Below are 21,862 nucleotides of genomic sequence, written 5' to 3'. Positions count from 1 at the left end.
TTTTTTAATATTTCGGCTTCCTCCTGAGCTTCAAGCTTCTCTTGCCGTTCTTTTTCATACATCTCTTTGTACTCAGAAGCCGTTAATAGCTGGTTTTGTTCCTCTTTTTCTGCGTTCTTCTGCTTGTTACGATAGCTCCCTACCCACCGCTTAACGGTACCGTAAGGTAAATTGAGCTTGTGGCAAATATCAGTCATTTTATGCCCGTCTAGGACAATCATTTTAGCTACATACTCTTTAAATTCCGAACTGTAACTCTTCATTTTTTAGTCAAGTGAACACGTCCTTTATCTAAGCTTTGGGTCGATTAAAACATGGCTCACTACCTGTGTCCACTTTCTATACTAGTTCCAACTTTTGGAAAAAAGAGTGACAATATCGAAAATAAGAGAGACAAATTGAATGCTATATGAGAATGGATGGCATCATATGAGACAATGAAATCCTGCAATTTTAGTATTGCAGTTTTCATTTCATTAAACCACTTTTTTATTAATTATAGATTACAAGTCTGAAACTTTTTCGTGAAAATGATTGACACCGCTTACATAATCGTTTAGTTTAATAGATAACAAGTTAACGAAGTGACGGAGAGACGGAGACTCACGCTAAGCAAGTACTTTTCCTTGGAAAAAGTATGTGCTGAGTGTGGGTCTTTTTGTATTCCCGTTATCTTGTAAATCCAACAAAAAAGGAGTGTAAACCACATGCATGAGTTTTTAGCTGAAGTTATAGGTACCATGATTCTGATTATTTTTGGCGGCGGAGTGGTCGCTGGTGTTGTCTTGAAAAATTCGAAGGCGGAAGGCTCAGGCTGGGTGGTCATTACGATTGCCTGGGGTCTTGCCGTTGCGATGGCGGTCTATGCTGTGGGACAATTTTCAGGAGCGCATATCAATCCGGCGGTTACGCTCGGATTTGCTGCGGTAGGTGAGTTTCCGTGGGAAAAAGTTCCGATGTATATTACCGCTCAAATGATTGGTGCCTTTATTGGCGGCATTATCGTGTTTTTGAATTACCTTCCTCACTGGAGGGAAACAGAGGATGAGGGGGCCAAACTGGCGGTGTTTTCTACAGACCCGGCGGTCCGCAGTCCTTTTTCCAACCTGGTCAGTGAAATCATCGGGACATTCGTTCTGTTGATGGGTCTGATGTTCATTGGTGCCAACGACTTCACAGATGGGTTGAATCCGATGATTGTTGGTGCGCTGATTGTCGCGATTGGGATGTCACTGGGTGGAACAACAGGGTATGCGATTAACCCGGCGCGTGATTTGGGACCGCGAATTGCTCACGCTTTCTTGCCGATCCCGGGTAAAGGCGGATCGGATTGGAGCTATGCCTGGGTGCCGGTCATCGGTCCAGCCATTGGTGGTATTTATGGCGCGGTATTCTACCGGGCAATGTTTTTAGGGGAATTCTCTACATTATTTTGGGTTCTAAGTGCAGTCATGGCTGTCATTCTCGTTTCAGCTGCGATGTCTGAGTTGAAAGAAGAGAGGACTGCAGCCGATCGTGTCGAAAAGAAAATAGGAGAGGTAAATTAATAAAAGGAGAGATGTTATATGGAAAAAAAGTATATTCTATCAATCGATCAGGGGACGACAAGTTCACGGGCGATTTTATTTGATGAAGCTGGAACAATCGTAGGTACCGGGCAAAAAGAGTTTGAGCAATTTTTCCCGAAGCCGGGCTGGGTCGAGCATGATGCTAATGAAATCTGGACATCAGTTCTTGCTTGTATTGCTGATGTGTTAAGAAAAACTGATATTGAACCGAGTCAGGTTGCAGGGATCGGGATCACCAACCAGCGAGAAACGACTGTTGTGTGGGACAAAAACACGGGCAAGCCGGTCTATAAAGCGATTGTCTGGCAGTCCCGTCAGACAGAAGGAATCTGTAAAGACCTTCGTGAACAAGGTCATAACGACCTGTTCCGTGACAAAACAGGATTGCTCCTCGATCCTTACTTTTCCGGGACTAAAGTAAAATGGATTCTGGATAACGTTGAAGGCGCACGGGAAAAAGCGGATAATGGCGACCTGCTGTTCGGAACGATCGATTCATGGCTCGTCTACAAACTGACTGGCGGCAAGGTTCATATCACCGACTATTCCAACGCATCTCGTACGCTAATGTTCAATATTTATGACCTGAAGTGGGACGATGAACTGCTTGATATCCTTGGTGTGCCAAAAAGCATGCTGCCAGAAGTGAAGCAGTCTTCCGAAGTTTATGGAAACACTGTCGATTATCACTTCTTTGGTCACGAAGTTCCGATTGCCGGTATCGCTGGGGACCAGCAGGCGGCCTTGTTCGGTCAGGCTTGTTTTGAAAAAGGTATGGCCAAAAATACGTATGGAACTGGCTGCTTCATGCTGATGAATACCGGTGAAAAAGGTGTGAAGTCCGAGCATGGTCTGTTGACGACACTGGCCTGGGGGCTCGATGGAAAAGTCGAATATGCGCTGGAAGGAAGTATCTTCGTAGCTGGTTCTGCAATTCAGTGGCTGCGTGACGGTTTGAAGCTGATCAACAGCGCACCGGAGACTGAAAACCTGGCTACATCTGTTGATTCTACGGATGGCGTTTACCTTGTGCCGGCCTTCGTCGGACTAGGAACACCATATTGGGACAGCGATGCCCGCGGAGCAGTATTCGGACTCACTCGTGGAACCTCGAAAGAGCATTTCGTCCGTGCCACCCTGGAGTCATTGGCCTACCAGACAAAAGACGTACTGGATGCGATGATTGCAGACTCTGAACTTGATCTTAAGAAGTTGCGCGTCGACGGTGGTGCTGTCAAAAACAACTTCCTGATGCAGTTCCAGAGTGACATTCTCGGTGTACCAGTCGAGCGCCCGGTCGTCCAGGAAACCACAGCGCTTGGTTCCGCGTACCTTGCCGGTATTGCTGTCGGCTACTGGAAAGATAAAAATGAAATCAAGCAGCAGTGGAAGAACGATCGTACGTTTGAAGGAGAAATGGAAGAGATTAAGCAGGAAGAACTTTATAATGGTTGGAAAAAAGCGGTAGCAGCTACACGCGAATTTAAGTAAATCACTAATGACAGGCACCTTTTGGTAACAAGAGGTGCCTGATTAAATAGGAGGGGCTAGTAGATGAAAAAAATAATGAATGATCCGAACCAAATCGTAACGGAAATGCTGGATGGTTTTGTTGCAGCTAAGCCTGACGAAGTCAAACGGATACCTGATACTACAGTCGTCACAAGAAAAGATTCTCCTATTCAAAATAAAGTCGGTATCGTAAGCGGTGGAGGGAGCGGCCACGAGCCTGCCCATGCCGGTTACATAGGAAAGGGAATGCTCGATGCTGCTGTGGCAGGCGAAATTTTCACCTCACCGACACCAGATCAGGTATTGGAAGCGATTAAGGCAGTCGATGGGGGCTCCGGGGTGTTACTGGTCATCAAAAACTATACAGGAGATGTCATGAACTTCGATATGGCAGCAGAACTTGCGGAAGCAGAGGGCATTGATGTGGCACAGGTCGTCGTCAATGATGATGTTGCCATTGATGATATAGATGGACGCCGTGGCGTTGCCGGGACGATCTTTGTTCATAAAATTGCCGGCGCGAAAGCGGAGGCAGGTGCTTCCTTGGAGGAAGTGAAAACTACCGCTGAAAAAGTGATTACTAATGTTCGTTCGATGGGGGTAGCGTTGAGCCCATGCATCATGCCGGCATCCGGGAATCCTAGTTTTGAACTAGGCGACGACGAAATGGAAGTAGGCATCGGCATCCACGGTGAGCCAGGAACAGAACGCAAGCCTCTCGGGACAGCTGATGAGATCGCTGTTGAGTTAACCAATCACATTCTGGAAGATTTGCCTGAAGCAGAAGAAGTTGCCGTGATGGTAAACGGAATGGGAGCGACTCCGGAAATGGAACTGCATCTGGTCAATCGCAAGGTTCAGGAATTTTTGCAGGAAAAAGGGGTAAAGACCTATAAAACATTCGTTGGCGAATACATGACATCCTTAGAAATGGCAGGATGCTCCGTGACTTTATTGAATTTGGACGATGGATTGAAAAAGCTGTTGGACAGCCCGTCTGATGCGCCAGCATTTCGATCTTGATACTAGGAGGGGAAGCATATGACATATACAGTCGAACAAGCTCTCAAGTGGATTATGAAAAGTAATGAAAAAATACAGAATAATAAAGACTATTTGTCTGAATTAGATCAGGCAATCGGAGACGGCGATCATGGCATCAACATGGCCCGCGGTTTCGATGAGGTCGTCAAGAAGATTGATGGCAATGATTATGCGCAAGTTTCAGACGTTCTGAAGGATGTAGCGATGACATTGATGTCAAAAGTTGGAGGCGCGTCCGGTCCATTATTCGGAACAGCATTTCTGAAAATGTCGATGGCAGTGAAAGGTGAAGAGGCTGTGACATATGATACGTTTGTCACAGCGTTGGAAGATGCAGTAGCCGGTATTAAACAACGCGGCAAAGCGGAAGAAGGAGAAAAGACGATGATTGACGTCTGGTCGCCTGTGGCAGAGCGGATGAAAGATGCAGATGACTTCGCTGCCAGCGTCATCCGTGATAACGCCAAGTCGTCGATGGAAGCAACAAAAGATATCGTAGCGACAAAAGGCCGTGCCGCTTACTTGAAAGAACGCTCGAAAGGCCATCTAGACCCCGGCTCAGTTTCTTCCTATTATATATTTGAAGCGCTAGCCGAAAGCCTGAGAGAGGAGGCGTAGATGATGGCTAATGTAGGAATCGTAATTATCTCTCACAGCGAAAAAGTTGCCGAAGGAGTCAAAGACATCCTCCAGCAGGCAGTCGGAAAGGTTACTGTGGAAGCGGCCGGCGGGACGGAAGATGGTGAAATCGGTACAAGCCTCGAAAAAATCCAGGGAGCGATAGAAAATGTACACAGCGCCCAGGGAACGGTCGTTTTCTATGATCTTGGCAGCGCGAAAATGAATGCCGAGATAGCGATCGAAATGCTGGAGTTGGATAATGTTCATTTGGCAGAAGAGCCTGTGCTGGAAGGAGCCTATCTGGCTGCGGTGGAAGCCAGTATGGGGCAATCTTTAGAGGAGATCGTGAATGCGTTGGAAAAAGAGTATTAAGTGGACTTTGGCGCCTTGGGAAAGAAATTTCCCGAGGCTCTTTTTTATAATTTATAAATAATCATTGATAAGATTCAGACGCACATTTAAAAGCGTAAACTCGCATGATTAGCTCTGCCACTCACATGAACGGGATCAGCATAAACTAGCAATAACATAGTCATGCTGGCTACTTTCAATATCTATCTACAAAAAATCATGCAATATATGACACCTACTGCCGTAGTAATCGGTGTTCTTTTCGCTGAATGGCTGGATAATTACGTATTCCTTGTTTCGTGGATATTTGCATTCACGACATTCTCAGAGAGTTTGAAATCCAATTTTAAAGATTTGAAAAGTGCCCTTCGCCATCCGTTTTCTCTGGTTGTGTGTCTAATTATTTTACATATCATCATGCCGGTCATTGCCCTGTTAACAGAGGGGGAGCGGTTATTACGATTACTTATTTTTCTTCTCCTGTTGTCGTTCCGGTTATTGTCGGAATGTTGTTCCAGCAGGTTCTGGCTTCGTTCGAGGGAAGTCTTATGGCCGAAGTATTCGCTAAATCCTGTAAAGGAAAGTTTATGACTTAAGGGAGCATATGTTGAGGTTTTGTGAACAGGGTATACTTTGGCTGGATGAGAGGCAAATTCGAAAATAAGAGAGACAATATTAAAATTAAATGAGAAATAATGTCTTTATGAGAGACAATGATGCTTGTTAATTAAACGTTTGATCTAATCTGTATCAGTGATAGATTCTGTCGGTAACTAGGTTAAGTATATATAGTAGTTTGTCGATACAGCACCTATCGGGTAGAATGAAGGTGATTTCAAAGAAGACAGCAGGTGGTTGACATGAACGACAGACAAAAAGAGCTCGTCCGCATTTTGGCTCTTCATTCAGACGAATATAAACAGATAAACGAGTTGGCTAGTACATTAGGTTGCTCAGAGAAAACGGTGCGTAATGACTTGAAAGGGGTGGAGTCATTTTTAAATGACTATCCAGCTGCTTCGTTGCTCCGTAAGCCCGGACTAGGTGTCCGCCTTTCCATCAGCCAGGATGAGAAGTCACAACTGTTTGATCGCCTATATCAGTCTGAAGAGAAGTCGGAAGAAGATCGCCTGCTTGAAATAACTTATCATTTATTAGTCAACGATCGCTCCGTTACGTTGTCGCAGCTGTCAGATACTTATTTTGTGAATAAAAATGTTATCAAAGAAGACTTGGCAGTTATTGCCCGCTGGCTGGAGCGGTTTGATCTTGAATTAATTTCAAAGCAGCGACTGGGGCATATCATTAAGGGCGGGGAGCTGCAGAAACGAAATGCGTTAGCCCGTCTTCCTGAACTTACGTCAGCACGTTCAGGTAAAAACAAAGATATTCTTAACTTGTTCCCTGCTTATGAAGTGAAAATAGTCAGGGACTTCCTGAAAGATATGCAGCATCACTTTTCTGTATTAACGAGCGAGGGAGACTATGAAAGCCTGTTGATTCACGCGCTTGTCATGATTAAACGGACGGCCCAGCATGCTCCCATCGAACTGAAAGATACCGAAAAAGCCTCCGTCCAGGAAACAGAGGAATATGGAATTGCGACTTGGTTTATCAAACGACTCGAGCGTGAACTAAAGATGAAGTTCCCGGAAAATGAGCAGACTTATTTCGCCCTTCACCTCGTAAGTAGTAAAGGAGTTCACTATCCTAAAAAAGAAAAGGGCTCCGGGGTAACGGAAATCGTGAGTCAGTTGATCGCTAAACTGGAGAGGCTTACCTTCGTGGATTTTACCACGGACCAAACTTTGATCGACGGGCTGCATACGCATATGGAACCGACGATCAGCCGGGTGCAATATGGCTTTACGATTCAAAATCCGTTGTTAAGCGATATAAAGAAAAAGTATCCGTATATGTTTAGCATGGTAATGCTTGCCCTGGAAGAAATAGAAGAAACGAATGAGCTTTCCTTTCCTGAGGAAGAAGCAGCTTATTTAGTGCTCCATTTTCAAGCAGCGGTTGAGCGCCTGCAGCAAAAAAGAAATACAACAAAAAAGGTCCTGATTGTCTGCGACCTTGGTGTAGGTATGTCGCATTTGCTTCAGGCCAAACTCGAACAATCTTATACTGGCTTTGACATTATTGGAAGCGTGGGGCAATGGCAAATAAAAGAAATACTGAAGCAGCAGCCTGTAGACCTCGTAATTTCTACCAGATCATTGCCTGGCGTAGAAGTGCCAAATTTGGTAATTTCTCCGCTACTTGAAGCCCGGGACAAAAAGCGCTTGGATGATTTTTTACAAGCGATGGAAAAGGAAAAACATTCCGAATACGGGCTGGATGGCTTAGTCCGGCTATTGGATGAGGCTTTCATCTACCTGGATGTCCAATCAGAGCATCGTTTTAAGGTTGTCGAATTACTGGCTAGTTGCTTAATGGAAAAAGGAAGAGTCACTTCACTCTTTCCCCATAGTGCCATAGCAAGAGAGCGATCTTCAGCAACTTCGATTGGAGGCGGCATAGCGATTCCCCATGCTCATTCGGAAGAAGTCCACCGGTCAACCGTTGCCATGGCGGTGTTGGAGGAACCATTAGAATGGGGTACAGAGCGCGTGTCAATCGTATTTCTTTTAGCAATTGCAAAAGATGACCAGCATATGACCAAACCGCTTATCCAGGCAATTTCGAGTCTAAGTGAAAATCCGGAAATTCTTCAGCAGTTGATAAAAGTGAGGAACACAAGAGAAGTGATGGATATTCTAGAGTCTTTTTCTAAATAATTCATTTTTACCACAGCTCCGGTAAAAATGAATTATTTTTTATGACGAAAAATGTCGTATTCTAAAGATACAACAAATAAGTGAGGGGGAAACGACATGAAAATACTAGCTGTAACCGCGTGTCCGGTCGGTATCGCTCATACGTATATGGCTGCTGAAAACTTGCAAAAAGCAGGCGAAGAAATGGGCGTTGACATCAAGGTTGAGACACAAGGTTCCATTGGTGTAGAAAATGCGTTGACCGATAAAGATGTTGAGGAAGCGGATGGCATCATCATTGCCAGTGACAAAGAAGTATCCAAGGAGCGTTTCATTGGTAAACAGCTCATCGTCGTTGGTGTCCAGGAAGGTATCCGCCAGCCGAAAGAATTGATCAAGCGAATTCAGGACGGAAATGTATCCGTTTACAAGGCCGGCATGGCTTCTGTTGCAGAGGCTAAGAATCAAAAGAAAGAAAAAGAAAACCCGGTTTATCGTCACTTGATGAATGGTGTTTCTTATATGATTCCGTTCATCGTTGTCGGTGGTCTTTTGATAGCGCTCGCATTAGCGCTAGGAGGCGAGCAGACACCTGGTGGTCTCGTCATTCCGGAAGGTTCTTTTTGGAAACAGATTGAAGCCTTAGGCGGCGCGTCATTTACCTTCATGGTACCGATCCTGGCTGGATTCATTGCCTATAGTATCGCGGACCGGCCAGGCTTGGCGCCAGGTATTATCGGTGGTTATATTGCCGCTGACGGAAGCTTTTACGGAAGTGAAGCAGGAGCGGGATTCATCGGCGGTATCATCGCTGGTTTCCTTGCTGGGTATGTAGTATTGGCTATTAAAAAGATCAAAGTACCACAGGCTGTCCAGCCAGTCATGCCAATCATTTTTATTCCAATATTAGGGTCATTGACAGTCGGGTTGTTGTTCATTTTTGTTATTGGTGCTCCAGTTGCAAGTATATTCGAAGGACTTACCGCATGGCTGGAAGGCATGCAGGGAACAAGTTCGATTGTGCTGGCGATGATTCTTGGTGCCATGATCGCTGTCGATATGGGCGGTCCGTTTAACAAGGTTGCCTTCTTATTCGGGGCTGCCATGATCGGGGAAGGCAACTATGAGATCATGGGACCGATCGCTGCCGCTATCGCTATCCCGCCAATTGGGATGGGACTTGCAACATTCATAAACAAAAAGAAATACCAGCAGGCAGAGCGTGAAACAGGGAAAGCATCGTTCACGATGGGGTTATTTGGAATCACAGAAGGCGCGATTCCTTTTGCAGCACAAGACCCGCTGCGTGTTATACCAAGCATCATCGTCGGGTCGATGACGGGTTCTGTTATTGCAATGATGAGTAATGTCGGCGACCGTGTCGCTCATGGAGGTCCGATTGTGGCCGTGCTCGGTGCAGTAGATAACGTGTTGATGTTCTTTGTCGCAATCGCGGTGGGTGTTGTCGTTACCGCTTTCCTCGTCAACTTCTTGAAAAAAGATGTGGCAGTAGCAGGAGTGCCTACTGGAGAGGCTGCAGTTGCCGAGCAGCCAGCGGAAGAGCCAGCTGTGAAAGAACCAGAGCAGGAGGAACAGCCAAAAGAAATCAACAAGCTTACGGATATAACTACGCCAGAATTGATCAACATCGATCTGGAAGGCTCTTCACGAGATGATGTGATTGATGAATTGATTCAGACATTGGATACAGAAGGCGTCCTTGATTCCAAAACGGAATTCAAGCAGGCAATTATAAATCGCGAACAGGAAAGCAGCACAGGACTTGGGATGAACATCGCCATCCCACACGGAAAATCGTCCGCTGTCAAAAAGCCCGCTGTCGTATTCGGCATCAAACGTGACGGTGTCGACTGGAACAGCATGGACGGAACAGACGCGAAGCTGATTTTCATGATTGCTGTACCAAAAGAACGTCAGGGTGATGATCATCTGAAGATTTTGCAGATGTTGTCACGTCGTTTGATGGATGAGAAATTCCGCGAAGATTTATTGCATGTGAAGACTAGTGAAGAGGCTTATCAGTTGTTAGAAACGATACGGTAAAAAGGAAGCGAGCAGATTAGCGTCTGCTCGCTTTTTGTCTGATGTATAGGAGAAAAATTTCTTGCTCATTTTCCAACTGGGAGGTAACTGGAAATAGGGGAGCAAGGTCATAGATTTAAACCTGTAAGTACGGTCATAGCCATATTAATTTAATGTAAAGATGTAGTTATGCGAGAATCAAGGTTGATAATGAACTTTGAGAAGTTGGAAAACTTAATAACTTATAATTTGTTAATATATAAGTTAATAAATTACAACAAAACTCGGTGGTGAAGAAAGTGGTTCATGATTTCATGCAAAACGATAAAAAAGATTATGAGAAAGAAAATTTGCTAAGTATAAACCAATGGATGGTTCCGCCTCAATTCATTTTTGAAAATACTTCCATTCGAAAAGCTGCAAAGCTCCTTATGGAAGATGAGCTGCAATTTCTCCCTGTTGTTGACCAGGAATTAAAACCGACGGGAATAGTAACATCAAGAATGATTATGGCCGCATTACTTGGTCGCCAGTCAAAAGCCTCCGTCTCAAACTATGTAACTAAAGACCATCATTCTATTGTTCATATTGATGACTCATTAATGGATGTAATCTCCCTTAATCATACGAATTTTGCAGTTGTTGATGATGATCAGCGTTTGATTGGTTTATTAACAAATAATCATATTTTGGAGTGTCTTCACACTAATATGAAAGATATGAATCAAAGGGAACATTCTGCAGAAATTTTAAATGAAATTTTAGAGAGTGCCTACGAAGGGGTAGCGGTAGTAGATGAACATGGGATTGTACGGGAATTTAATGATGCTTATAGCCGTTTTACCGGAATTTCTCCTGAAGATGCTATTGGACGCCATGTAGAAGAAGTAATCGATAATACCAAATTGCCAGATACATTAAAGACAGGGATGCCTGAGCGGGGGGTTATCCAGTATATCCAGGGCCAGGCGATGATTGTCCATCGAATCCCTATCTGGAAAAACGATAAAGTTGTAGGTGCCATTGGAATTTTAATCTTCGAGGGAGTGACAGAAGTTTACCGTATCTACGAACGTCTGCAGGAAAATAACCGGCAAATCCAACTGCCGCCACGATCTCCTCAGTCCATTCCAGCTAATAATCAAGAGCACTCCACAATGACGCTCGATCAAATCATTGGTGATAGTGAAAGTACATCTAATAGGAAGAGGCTTTCCAGAAAAGTGGCTAAAACCGATGCGACTGTATTAATTACCGGAGAAAGCGGAACAGGAAAGGAAATGTACGCCAGAGGGATTCATCATTTAAGTGCTTTTTCATTTGGACCGTTTATTAGTGTGAATTGTGGCGCCATACCTGAGCACTTATTTGAATCCGAATTATTTGGTTATGAGGAAGGTGCATTTACTGGAGCCAGGAAAGGCGGAAAACCGGGGAAATTTGAATTAGCTGAGAATGGGACGATATTTTTAGATGAAATCGGTGAGATGCCATTAATGATGCAGGCAAAGCTATTACGGGTCCTGCAAGAGAAACGGGTGGATCGTGTTGGAGGTGCCCATGAATATGAGATTAACGCTAGAATCATAGCTGCAACTAACCGTAACCTCGAGAAAATGGTGGAAGCGGGAGACTTCCGTGAAGATCTCTATTATCGACTGAATATCATTGAAATCCCGATCCCTCCTTTACGCGAACGCATAGAAGATATTCCTAAGTTAGTATCCTACTATATTAATAGCTTATGTAAGAAGTACCAACAGCCAAACAAAGTGATGACTTCCGAAGCGATGGCTTTGTTTATGAAATACCCTTGGCCAGGGAATATAAGGGAGCTGATCAATACTCTTGAAAAATTAGTCGTTCTGGTGGATGACAGTACAATAGGTGTACATCATTTGCCGGCGAATATTATAGGCAGGGAAAAAACAAAAGACTCATCTGATGATTCCATCACCTCAATCCATCAAGCAAAAACAATCGGGGATGAAAAAGAAAGAGATCTAATTCGCGATGCATTGAGAAATACAGGTGGAAATAAATCAAAGGCAGCAAAACTTTTAGGAATTCACCGAACTACGTTGTACCAAAAGATGAAAAAATATCAAATCAACAAACTGTAGTGTAGGTGAAATACGACAAAATGTAGTTGGTTAGCTACATTTAAAATTCGGAATTGTCAGTATAGCGGCATTTTTAAACTTGGCACGCTTTTTGCATTAGTTAAGATGAAGACTAAAAAAAGGGTGTGAGTTAAATGGAGAATTATGCTGTCTTTCGAATGCCAAGTACTATTAATTATGGGCGCAATTCGTTTGAAACACTGGGGAAAGAAGCAGCTGAAAGAGGAAAAAAGGCACTTATAGTTAGTGATAAAATCATGGAAAAGCTAGGTTACATTAGCGAAGGACGTGATTACTTAACTCAGGCAGGAATTGAAAGCGCTGTCTATTTAGGGATTGAATCAGAGCCGACAGATACTTATGTTCAAGAGGCGCTTGAATTGTTTGAAAATGAAAAATGTGATGTAGTCATTTCAATTGGTGGCGGAAGCTGTATTGATACTGCTAAAGCAATTGCTATATTAGCAACTAACGGAGACTATATCGGGGATTATATGGGCGGAAATAAAATAGCGGATAAAAAGCCGGTTCCTCATATTGCCGTCCCGACAACGGCAGGTACCGGGTCGGAAGCGACCGATGTTACTATCATTACCAACACGAGCAATGATGTGAAAATGATGATAAAGCAGCCGGCGTTTATGCCGGATGCCGCTATTGTGGATCCGTTATTGACGCTCTCTTCGCCACAGCACGTGACAGCAGCGACTGGGGTCGATGCTCTTAGTCATGCGGTTGAGGCTTATATTTCTAAACGGTCCCATCCGATGACTGATTCTATGGCACTTTCTGCAATGAAGTTAATTGTAGAAAACATTAAAGCTGCTTATCAAAACGGAGAAAACCTGGAGGCAAGAGAATGTATGGCGTTAGGTTCTTTGCAGGCAGGCATTGCTTTTTCCAACTCATCTGTTTGTTTAGTGCACGGCATGTCACGCCCGATTGGCGCTTTGTTCCATGTTCCTCATGGGTATTCAAACGCGATGCTGCTGCCGGCTGTACTGGAGTTCAGCAGAGAATATGCTGTCAAACGTCTGGCTGATTTGGGAAGGATTTTCTCTCCGGAATCAGAAAACCTGTCGGACGAGGAAGCTGCAGATTTAGCCGTTAACTCCGTGAAAAAATTATGCCTGGATTTAAATATTCCTAATCTAAGTGGATGGGGTATTGATAAGGAACAATTTGAAACCGCTATCAACAAGATGGCTTCTGATGCATTAGCTAGTGGAAGCCCAGCCAATAACCCAAGAGTACCATCCCAATCAGAAATCGAAGAACTTTATAACGTTTGCTATGAGTATAATTTCTCAGCAGAAAGCAACGTAGGTTAAACGGATTTAGAGGTGGGAGACATGGACGTAATCGGTTTACTTGGGCTAATTGCATCACTTGGTTTATTGATCTACCTGACTATGAAAGGCGTCAATATCATCATTGCCGCATTAATCAGTTCGATTTTGGTAGCTGTTACCGGCGGATTAAATTTAGAAACCGCACTTAAAGAAGATTACATGAACGGATTTACCGGTTATTTTGCATCCTGGTTTTTAGTTTTTTTACTGGGAGCTATCTTCGGAAAAATCATGCAGGAAACAAAGTCTGCTGAAAGTATTGCTCAATGGATTAAAAATACTTTCGGTGCTAAACGTGCAGTTTTCGCTGTGGTGGCAGCAGCGGCGATTATGACTTATGGCGGTGTCAGTTTGTTTGTTGTAGGTTTTGCCGTCTACCCGATTGCCGTTTCTTTATTCCGTGCAGCTAACCTGCCGCACCGATTCATTCCTGCTGCGTTAGTATTTGGTTCGATTTCATTTACGATGACCGCACCAGGGTCGCCGGAAATTCAAAATATCATTCCAACCGAGTTTTTTGAAACGACTCCAACTGCTGGTGGCTTTATCGGTGTTTTAAGTGCATTGCTTGTCATGGTAGCTGGAGGTTTGTGGCTTGGAAGGATGGTAAGAAAAGCTTCAGCTAATGGGGAATCTTTCATGCTTCCTTCTGCATCTTCAGCAGCAATGAGTGAAACGGCTTCTGCCGTTGAGGCGGGAGAACTGGAAAGTAACTATCAATCAGAACCAGAAAAAATTAATGCGTTACCGAATGTGATCATTGCTGTTTTACCACTTGTATTAGTCATCGTGCTTTTAAATGTACTCGGACAATTCATGAATCCTACTACAGCCTTGTTAATCGCCTTGACTACCGGGATTGCCCTGGCGTGTGTATCGATGTATAGCTTTTTGACCGAGTTTTGGGGATCACTTGCAATCGGAACCCAAAATGCATTGGTGGCACTAGCTAATACTTGTGCTGTTGTCGGTTTTGGAAGTGTCGCTGCCCAGGTATCAGCTTTTGATAGTGTAGTAGATGGGCTGGTCAACTTGCCTGGACCGCCATTACTCGGACTCGCTGTTGGGGTAACTGTGGTTTGTGGGATAACTGGCTCAGCCTCTGGCGGATTAGGAATCGCTTTGCCTATTCTTGCTCCCATCTATATGAGTCAGGGGTTGGATCCGGGTGCCATGCACCGAGTATCTGCACTGGCGTCAGGTGGTATTGATTCATTACCTCATAACGGTTATGTAGTAACTACTGTACGGGCGATTTGTGGAGAAACTCATAAAAGAGCCTATAAACCTATCTTTATGTTAAGTGTGGTTGTTCCATTGATTGTCATGTTCTTTGCCGTATTCTTGTATTCTATTTTTTAAAAACAATTTAGGAGGAATTTTGTTATGACTCAAACACAAGTAAAAACACTTCAAAACTATATTGGCGGAGAATGGGTAGACGCTCAATCTGATCAAACAGAACCTGTATATAATCCAGCAACAGGAGAGGTCATTGCCCATGTTCCCATTTCTTCTGTAAAAGACGTGGAGGATGCAGTGAAAATCGCTGACGAAGCTTTTCAAGAATGGAAGGAAGTACCTGTTCCTAAACGGGCACGTATCCTGTTTAAATATCAGCAATTGCTTGTTGATAATTGGGATGAGCTGGCGAAAATCGTAACAATTGAAAATGGTAAAAGCTTTAAAGAAGCATATGGAGAAGTTCAGCGAGGCATTGAAAACGTTGAATTCGCTTCAGGCGCTCCTTCTTTAATGATGGGAGAACAGCTTCCTTCCATTGCAGCAGGCCTTGAATCAGGAGTATACCGCTATCCAATCGGAGTAATCGGTGGAATCACACCATTCAACTTCCCAATGATGGTACCTGCCTGGATGTTCCCAATGGCAATTGTTACTGGTAATACGTTCGTATTGAAGCCTTCTGAACGTACCCCATTGCTTGCTAATCGCCTGGCAGAACTCTTAGAAGAAGCAGGACTGCCAAAAGGTGTATTCAACATCGTACATGGAGCTCATGATGTTGTAAATGGGTTGCTGGATCATAAAGACATCGCAGCTATTTCTTTTGTCGGTTCCCAGCCTGTTGCTGAATATGTGTACAAGCGTGGTACGGAGAACTTGAAGCGCGTGCAGGCCCTTGCAGGAGCTAAAAACCACTCCATCGTCCTGAAAGATGCCAATATCGATAATGCTACTACTCAAATCCTGAACGCGGCATTTGGATCTGCCGGTGAACGCTGCATGGCAGCTTCAGTTGTAGCTGTCGAAGATTCTGTTGCCGATGAATTCATTGAACTGCTAACGGACAAAGCTAATGAAATCACCATCGGAAACGGCATGGATGAAGGAGTGTTCCTCGGACCAGTTATCCGGGAAAACCATAAGGAACGTACATTGAATTATATTGAAACTGGTGAGAAAGAAGGAGCAAAACTTGTTCGCGATGGTCGTAATGATGAAGATGCCAAAAGAGAAGGCTATTTTGTAGGACCTACTATTTTTGACGGCGTAACGACAGAGATGAAAATCTGGCAAGATGAAATATTTGCTCCGGTTCTGTCTATTGCACGTGTGAAAGATCTTAATGAAGCAGTTGCCCTGACTAATCAATCACGTTTTGCTAATGGAGCTTGTATCTTTACGAGAGACGGAGGAAGTGTACGTCAATTCCGCGAAACCATTGATGCAGGTATGCTAGGTGTCAACATCGGTGTACCAGCTCCTATGGCCTTCTTCCCATTCTCTGGCTGGAAAGATTCTTTCTATGGAGATCTTCATGCTAACGGAAAAGATGGTCTCGAGTTCTATACACGCAAAAAAGTCCTGACCACCCGCTGGGTATAAATGGATTTAACACAACACCCCAGGTCCTCCAGAAATTGGAGGCCCTGGGGTGTAGGTGTTTTTTTTCGTTGTAATATAAGCTATGTGAAGACAAGAGTAGGCTCTTTTCGTGTTGTTTTTTTGACCTTTTGTAAGCGTTTTTATACGATGAGTGAAAGGAAAGGAGAATATGAATGTTTAAACCTATTATCTATGTTTTCGCATTTGTCTTTACTGTCTTGTTATCCTTGCCAAATCTAGTAAATGCTCAAAGTGACTCAGATTTTTTACTAGAACAGGGTACGCCTCCACCTAGAGCGAATGATCCCACATGCGAGCCTTCTGAAGACAAGCCCAAACCGATTATCCTTGTACCAGGTACTTTCGAAAGGAGTGCGCAAAACTGGGCAGAGCTTTCTCCCGTGCTTGCAAGCAAAGGGAATTGCGTCTATGCCTTGAATTATGGATTGACTCATGCAGGAGCTTCTACAGGCCCGATTGAAGATTCTGCTCAAGAGTTGAAAGAGTTTGTAGATAATGTATTAAATTTGACCGGCGCTGAGCGGGTGGATATCATTGGGCATAGTCAGGGCGGTATGATGCCTCGTTATTATATTAAAAACTTAAGAGGCGCGGAAAATGTTGATAATCTGATAGCTTTTGTTCCCTCCAACCACGGAACTGATGGCATTTTGGGCTTCACGCGACTGAATTCTGATGTATCTGATATCACTTCCTGCACAGCTTGCCAGCAGCAATTAGTTGGCTCGGAATTTCTGGAAAACCTGAACCAGGGAGATGAGACTCCGGGCAATGTGTCGTATACCGTGATTACGACAAAAACCGATCAGGTGGTCACCCCCTATAGCTCCGCATTTCTTGACGGCCCTGCTACACAAGTCTCGAACATAACCATCCAGGATTACTACCCGTTAAACCTCGCGGATCACCAAACTATTGTCTATGAGCCATTATCCTACAAGTTTATGTTTGATGCCCTTGATCATGAGGGACCGGCCGATCCGGAGCGGGCCGTAAGAAGTTCTTATTAAGATAGGAAAAGCCCTCACATTAATGGGGGCTTTTTGTTTGTAGTCACGAAGTCTTCATCATTTCTAAAAAACTCTATATCTGATTATCCTGGGGAGCAAACAGTTTGCTAATATTTACTATTTAAAAATTCTAAATATTTAATTTATTTTTCAAATAAGTCATGTTATAGTTAAACTGTAACTTAATAAAGTCACTGGAAAAAGTAAGTTCGAATGTATTAAAGCAAAAAAGGGAGGACAGGAGGGGACAATGAAAAAAACTGGCGGATTGAAGTTGATGCAGGAAATCAATCAATATATCATTCTGAAAACTATTCGTGAGCATGGTCCTATATCGAGAAGTGAAATAGCGAAACAGAACAAGTTAAGTCCTACGACGGTAACCTCCGCAGTAAATGAACTGCTTGAAGAGGGGATGGTAACAGTAGGGGGGGTAGGAGAATCGAGTGGTGGAAGAAAGCCGGTGTATCTTCAATTTGCTCCCGATAGTAAATTTGTCCTTGGCGTGTCTATTACTAATTCTTCTATTATTATTGGAAAATTGAACATGGAAGCAGATGTGAAAGATAAAGAGATTTATACTGATGATTTTCAGTCACACCCTGATGTCATCGGTTATACGCTGGACAGAATCGGTAATCATCTTGATGCATGTGAAGATTTGTCCTTGTGCCTTGGTGTATCGATTATCACTCCAGGAATCATAGACGCTAAAAAAGGAATCATCCGTAACAATGCTAAAATGCATTTGGAAAATATTCCGTTAAAAGAAATGGTGGAAGAGCGGTTTGGATTAAGGGCATGGATTGATAATGATGCCAATGCCATAGCGCTTGCAGAAAACAAATACGGCCATTATGGTGCGAAAAGAAATTTGATTTATATCCAGATGGGTGATGGGATAGGTTCTGGAATTGTGATAGAGGATCAGATCTTCCGTGGGTCACACGGGGGAGCTGGGGAGTTTGGTCACATTACGATTAATAATAATGGCATTCTTTGCGAATGCGGAAACAGAGGCTGTTTAGAGAATTATGTGAACTGGCCTGCCATTCAAGAAAGTATTAAGGAGCATCTAGAGAAAGGTACACCCACCAGAATGATGGATAGTTATCAAAAACTTGAGGAAGTTTCACAAGGCGATTTTTTGAAAGCGCTTCAATATAAGGATGAACTTGCTTTGAGTGTTATTGAAGAAACTATCGAGTATATGGCAAATGGACTGGTAACCTTGGTCAATTTATTCAACCCAGAAGTGATTTTAATTGGCTGGGGTCCTATCACTAATGATTCTTATTTTATCAATAGACTTCGAGAAAAAGTGAACACGCTTGCTTTTGACATCTTCACCGATGGTTTAGAAATACAAGCGACCACTTTAGGGGGTGATTTCCAGTTGAAAGGTGCAGCTTCTGTCGCTTTAGAAGAGATTTTTGAAGTCCCATTGTAAGCGCATACATTCCAAGGAGTTAATGATTAAATTATAAAGGAGATGGCAAAAGGTGAAAAAATCACTGACGATGTTATTGCTTAGTATCGCGCTGATATTGGCAGCATGTTCCGGTCAGACAGAAGGGGAGTCTGGGGGAGATGGTCCTGTTGAAATCACTTATTTAAAACCAGGTGCCGATGATCCTGACACTAGGGAAAGAGTGCAAGATATCATTGACAGGTTCGAAGAAGAGAACCCGGATATCAAAGTGAAACTCGAAGCTGTAGGCTGGGACAATGCCTACCAGAAACTTGTTACAGGATTTAATGGTGGATCTTCACCAGATGTTTTTGCTGGCGGAAGCCGCTGGATGACAGCATTTGCGGATATGGATGCCTTGCTTCCTTTAACAGATATGGCTTCTGAGAAAATCAAAGAATATCCGGAAGCACTGCAACAATCTTCTCAGTATAAAGATGAAATTTATGCAATCCCTCGTGCCTTTTCTGCACGTTCCTTGATTTATCGTACCGATTTAATTGAAGAGCCGCCGACTACATGGGAAGAGCTCGTTGAGACTGCAAAAACGGTGCAGGAAGAAAATGAAGGCATGTATGGTTTTGCAATTTCAGGAGCAGCCCATGTGTCCACGACTACTCAATATTTCAATTATCTCTTGCAGAATGGTGGACAAGTCTTCGATGAAGAAGGAAATGTAATGATTAATTCACCAGAAGCCGTAGAAGCTTTGAAATACTATACTGATTTTTATACAGAACATAAAGTAGTTCCTAATCCGGTGGAGTATAACCGTGAACTTTTACCTGTGCTTTTCAAAGAAGGAAAGATTGCTATGTATGTAATTGGACCATGGGGAAAAGCGTTGATGGGCGTTGATCCTGACAATGAAGATACCCCATACGCATCCGCGCCATTACCTAAAGGCAAAAAGATGGCCAATATCCTGGTGTCCGATTCCATTTATGTATCGGCTAAGACGGAACATCCGGAAGAATCATGGAAATTTATTGAGTTTCTTACTTCTCTTGAAGAACAGAAAGAGTTTGATAAAAGTAATGGTTCCCTACCGCTGTTAACAGAGGAAGCGAAAGATCCCTTCTTTAAAGAGGATCCTTACTTCTCGACTTTTGTTGACATGATTGAACATGGAGAGCCTCAGCCGATGCCTGCCGTGTGGGAGCCGTTCCAGGATGTAATCACCACTGCTGTCCAACGGGCTTTAGATGGGGAAGACCCACAAAAAGTGCTGGATGATGCAGCAAAAGAAATCAAAGAACAAGAGCTCGAACCTAAATAATTGGTGAATGAGGAGGTAGAGTACCTGCCTCCTCGATTTACGCCAGGAAAGGAGTGTTCAAGATTACTTCTTATACCAAAGCAAGTGCGGGCGTAAAGAAAAGAAGCATGCGATTCAACTTATCGCCGGAAAAATCACCTTTCTTTTATTTACTTCCATTAATCTTGTTCATGCTTATCATGGTTGCTTATCCAATCGGAAGAATATTGTATATATCATTGACCAGTAATATAATGACCCGACCTGATCTTGGTGTTCAATTTATTGGGTTAGAGAATTACGCCAACTTGTTCACTTCCATGGCATTTTGGGAAACCGTGGGCAGGACGGGGGCGTGGACGGCTTTATCGGTTGGGGGTAAGACAGCTATCGCTTTAGGAATAGCGTTATTGCTTGCCAGAGATATTGCTTTTAAACGCTTTTATTTGATTCTGCTGATGATTCCCTGGGTTACGCCAATGGTAGTAGCTGCTGTAACCTGGCGCTGGATATTCGACGGGCAGTTCGGGATGCTGAACTATATCCTGATGCAGGTTAACATCCTTCAGGAGCCTTATGTTTTCCTAGGTCATAAAATGTCCGCGTTCATCGCTACGGCCATCACGGATATGTGGCTGGGGATCCCGTTTTTAGCGATGATGTTCCTCGCTGGACTCCAGTCGATTCCAGTGGAACTCCATGAATCGGCCAGTATGGATGGTGCCAGTAAACTGCAAAAGTTCATACACGTCACGCTGCCGATGATGAAGCCGATTATTCTGGTTGCTACTACGATGTCAGGGATTTGGACATTCAACTCATTCGGTGTCATCTGGCCAATGACTCACGGTGGTCCGGTTGATGCTACCCAGACATTGATCGTACAGGCCTATAAATTATCATTCGGTGCTTTTGATTTAGGAATGGGTGCTGCAATTGCTGTGGTCATCTTCATTATTCTGACTATCTGTACGGTTCTTTACAAGCGACTTTTGATGAGACAGGAAGAACTTTAAATGGAAAGGAGAGGTGAAGCCAATTGAGTAAAAAATGGAGAAACCTCCCTACCCACATTGGGTTATGGGGAATATTCATTATCATGTTATTTCCGATTTGGATCATGTTGACCACCTCTTTACAGACCTATGAGGGTATTTTTAACTGGCCGCCGGAATGGTTTCCGGAGATTCCTCAATGGAGCAATTATCTTAATGTGTGGGGAGGGGACTATCAGTTCAGTGCTCCCTTTTTCAATAGTTTAATTATTGCTTCTTCTACTGCCATAATCACTATTTTGCTGGCTTTTCCAGCTGCTTATGGCATTTCCCGTTTTTCCTTTTTCGGCAGGAACAGCATGCTTTTTATTGTGCTCGTTACACAAATGTTTTCCCCAATTGTGTTAATCGTTGGATTGTATCAATTAGCACAGAATTATAACTTATTAAACTCCTTATTTGGGGTAATTATCACGAACTGTGCTTTAACGCTGCCAATGGCAGTTTGGCTGCTTCATGGGTACTTGAAAAGTGTTCCAGAAACATTGGAGCAGGCAGCGGCGATGGATGGCTGTTCGCGAATGAAAGGGATCATCAAAATCGTCATGCCCCTGTCAGCTTCCGGAATTGCAATGGCTGGAATCTACGCCTTCATTATGGCCTGGAATGATTTGTTGATTCCGTTGATTTTCATCTCTGATTCCCACTTAAGACCGATCAGTCTTGCTTTGACTGATTTTGCTGGACAAAACATTGTCTACTGGCATCAGATGATGGCGGCCAGTGTAATTTCGACATTCCCGATTGCGGTAATGTTCAGTTTCGTCCAGAAGTATTTCATTAAAGGCTTCATGTCGGGAGCCATTAAAGAATAGAGAGGAGAG

The 21,862-nt window shown here is 43.6% G+C and carries 18 protein-coding genes; 17 read left to right on the top strand and 1 reads right to left on the bottom strand.

The annotated features are described in order from the left end of the window. Positions 1–221 (bottom strand): helix-turn-helix domain-containing protein (locus ACGTNI_RS17020; protein ID WP_394463883.1); only part of this gene is annotated, 221 nt, incomplete at its 3' end. Between the two features lie 486 nt (positions 222–707). Here ACGTNI_RS17020 and ACGTNI_RS17015 point away from each other — a divergent pair. The 17 genes from ACGTNI_RS17015 to ACGTNI_RS16935 all read left to right on the top strand — a co-directional run bounded on the left by ACGTNI_RS17015 (position 708) and on the right by ACGTNI_RS16935 (position 21,853). Beyond that, entirely contained in the window at positions 708–1,547 is an 840-nt protein-coding gene (locus tag ACGTNI_RS17015; RefSeq protein ID WP_394463882.1) for an MIP/aquaporin family protein, read from the top strand. Between the two features lie 18 nt (positions 1,548–1,565). Further along, the gene (glpK, locus tag ACGTNI_RS17010; protein ID WP_394463881.1) at positions 1,566–3,059 is read left to right on the top strand and encodes a glycerol kinase GlpK; all 1,494 of its coding nucleotides are present in this window, start codon (positions 1,566–1,568) and stop codon (positions 3,057–3,059) included. Positions 3,060–3,122: 63 nt separating this feature from the next. Beyond that, positions 3,123–4,103 carry a dihydroxyacetone kinase subunit DhaK gene (gene dhaK / locus ACGTNI_RS17005; protein ID WP_394463880.1) on the top strand — a complete coding sequence of 327 codons (981 nt, stop codon included), beginning with the start codon at positions 3,123–3,125 and terminating at the stop codon, positions 4,101–4,103. 18 nt (positions 4,104–4,121) lie between these two features. Continuing rightward, positions 4,122–4,742 carry a dihydroxyacetone kinase subunit DhaL gene (gene dhaL, locus ACGTNI_RS17000; RefSeq protein WP_394463879.1) on the top strand — a complete coding sequence of 207 codons (621 nt, stop codon included), beginning with the start codon at positions 4,122–4,124 and terminating at the stop codon, positions 4,740–4,742. 3 nt (positions 4,743–4,745) lie between these two features. Continuing rightward, a complete protein-coding gene (gene dhaM, locus ACGTNI_RS16995) occupies positions 4,746–5,117 on the top strand; it encodes a dihydroxyacetone kinase phosphoryl donor subunit DhaM (protein WP_394463878.1) in 372 nt (123 codons plus the stop codon). A 162-nt stretch (positions 5,118–5,279) separates the two neighbouring features. Beyond that, on the top strand, positions 5,280–5,687 hold the full coding sequence (locus ACGTNI_RS16990; protein WP_394463877.1) for a hypothetical protein: 408 nt from the start codon (positions 5,280–5,282) through the stop codon (positions 5,685–5,687). A gap of 269 nt (positions 5,688–5,956) precedes the next feature. Then, on the top strand, positions 5,957–7,879 hold the full coding sequence (locus tag ACGTNI_RS16985) for a BglG family transcription antiterminator (RefSeq protein ID WP_394463876.1): 1,923 nt from the start codon (positions 5,957–5,959) through the stop codon (positions 7,877–7,879). A 96-nt stretch (positions 7,880–7,975) separates the two neighbouring features. Further along, on the top strand, positions 7,976–9,922 hold the full coding sequence (locus tag ACGTNI_RS16980) for a fructose-specific PTS transporter subunit EIIC (RefSeq protein WP_394463875.1): 1,947 nt from the start codon (positions 7,976–7,978) through the stop codon (positions 9,920–9,922). A gap of 293 nt (positions 9,923–10,215) precedes the next feature. Continuing rightward, positions 10,216–12,024, top strand: a complete 1,809-nt coding sequence (locus tag ACGTNI_RS16975) for a sigma 54-interacting transcriptional regulator (RefSeq protein WP_394463874.1) — start codon at positions 10,216–10,218, stop codon at positions 12,022–12,024. Positions 12,025–12,158: 134 nt separating this feature from the next. Continuing rightward, positions 12,159–13,355 (top strand): iron-containing alcohol dehydrogenase, encoded by a 1,197-nt coding sequence (locus ACGTNI_RS16970; RefSeq protein ID WP_394463873.1) that lies wholly within the window; start codon positions 12,159–12,161, stop codon positions 13,353–13,355. 21 nt (positions 13,356–13,376) lie between these two features. Beyond that, the gene (locus ACGTNI_RS16965) at positions 13,377–14,738 is read left to right on the top strand and encodes a GntP family permease (RefSeq protein WP_394463871.1); all 1,362 of its coding nucleotides are present in this window, start codon (positions 13,377–13,379) and stop codon (positions 14,736–14,738) included. Between the two features lie 24 nt (positions 14,739–14,762). Then, entirely contained in the window at positions 14,763–16,223 is a 1,461-nt protein-coding gene (locus ACGTNI_RS16960) for a CoA-acylating methylmalonate-semialdehyde dehydrogenase (RefSeq protein ID WP_394463870.1), read from the top strand. A gap of 173 nt (positions 16,224–16,396) precedes the next feature. Continuing rightward, positions 16,397–17,254 carry an alpha/beta fold hydrolase gene (locus ACGTNI_RS16955; protein WP_394463869.1) on the top strand — a complete coding sequence of 286 codons (858 nt, stop codon included), beginning with the start codon at positions 16,397–16,399 and terminating at the stop codon, positions 17,252–17,254. A gap of 250 nt (positions 17,255–17,504) precedes the next feature. Next, positions 17,505–18,704: an ROK family transcriptional regulator gene (locus ACGTNI_RS16950; protein WP_394463868.1), complete on the top strand. Its 1,200-nt coding sequence runs from the start codon at positions 17,505–17,507 to the stop codon at positions 18,702–18,704. A gap of 52 nt (positions 18,705–18,756) precedes the next feature. Beyond that, positions 18,757–20,004: an ABC transporter substrate-binding protein gene (locus tag ACGTNI_RS16945; RefSeq protein ID WP_394463867.1), complete on the top strand. Its 1,248-nt coding sequence runs from the start codon at positions 18,757–18,759 to the stop codon at positions 20,002–20,004. A gap of 107 nt (positions 20,005–20,111) precedes the next feature. Then, on the top strand, positions 20,112–20,999 hold the full coding sequence (locus ACGTNI_RS16940; protein WP_394463866.1) for a carbohydrate ABC transporter permease: 888 nt from the start codon (positions 20,112–20,114) through the stop codon (positions 20,997–20,999). Positions 21,000–21,022: 23 nt separating this feature from the next. Beyond that, positions 21,023–21,853 carry a carbohydrate ABC transporter permease gene (locus ACGTNI_RS16935; protein ID WP_394463865.1) on the top strand — a complete coding sequence of 277 codons (831 nt, stop codon included), beginning with the start codon at positions 21,023–21,025 and terminating at the stop codon, positions 21,851–21,853. Positions 21,854–21,862 lie beyond the last annotated feature (9 nt).

Source organism: Thalassobacillus sp. B23F22_16 (assembly GCF_043496955.1).
Classification (GTDB): domain Bacteria; phylum Bacillota; class Bacilli; order Bacillales; family Halobacillaceae; genus Thalassobacillus; species Thalassobacillus devorans_A.
This window is presented reverse-complemented; position numbering and strand designations above follow the sequence as displayed.

Bases quoted from the DNA above. Each gene is read 5' to 3' on its own strand.
- dhaK (WP_394463880.1), top strand. From the start codon at position 3,123: ATGAAAAAAATAATGAATGATCCGAACCAAATCGTAACGGAAATGCTG.
- ACGTNI_RS16985 (WP_394463876.1), top strand. From the start codon at position 5,957: ATGAACGACAGACAAAAAGAGCTCGTCCGCATTTTGGCTCTTCATTCA.
- ACGTNI_RS16960 (WP_394463870.1), top strand. From the start codon at position 14,763: ATGACTCAAACACAAGTAAAAACACTTCAAAACTATATTGGCGGAGAA.
- ACGTNI_RS16965 (WP_394463871.1), top strand. From the start codon at position 13,377: ATGGACGTAATCGGTTTACTTGGGCTAATTGCATCACTTGGTTTATTG.
- ACGTNI_RS17015 (WP_394463882.1), top strand. From the start codon at position 708: ATGCATGAGTTTTTAGCTGAAGTTATAGGTACCATGATTCTGATTATT.
- glpK (WP_394463881.1), top strand. From the start codon at position 1,566: ATGGAAAAAAAGTATATTCTATCAATCGATCAGGGGACGACAAGTTCA.
- ACGTNI_RS16955 (WP_394463869.1), top strand. From the start codon at position 16,397: ATGTTTAAACCTATTATCTATGTTTTCGCATTTGTCTTTACTGTCTTG.
- ACGTNI_RS16990 (WP_394463877.1), top strand. From the start codon at position 5,280: ATGCTGGCTACTTTCAATATCTATCTACAAAAAATCATGCAATATATG.
- ACGTNI_RS16970 (WP_394463873.1), top strand. From the start codon at position 12,159: ATGGAGAATTATGCTGTCTTTCGAATGCCAAGTACTATTAATTATGGG.
- ACGTNI_RS16975 (WP_394463874.1), top strand. From the start codon at position 10,216: ATGCAAAACGATAAAAAAGATTATGAGAAAGAAAATTTGCTAAGTATA.
- dhaM (WP_394463878.1), top strand. From the start codon at position 4,746: ATGGCTAATGTAGGAATCGTAATTATCTCTCACAGCGAAAAAGTTGCC.
- ACGTNI_RS16950 (WP_394463868.1), top strand. From the start codon at position 17,505: ATGAAAAAAACTGGCGGATTGAAGTTGATGCAGGAAATCAATCAATAT.
- dhaL (WP_394463879.1), top strand. From the start codon at position 4,122: ATGACATATACAGTCGAACAAGCTCTCAAGTGGATTATGAAAAGTAAT.
- ACGTNI_RS16940 (WP_394463866.1), top strand. From the start codon at position 20,112: ATGCGATTCAACTTATCGCCGGAAAAATCACCTTTCTTTTATTTACTT.
- ACGTNI_RS16980 (WP_394463875.1), top strand. From the start codon at position 7,976: ATGAAAATACTAGCTGTAACCGCGTGTCCGGTCGGTATCGCTCATACG.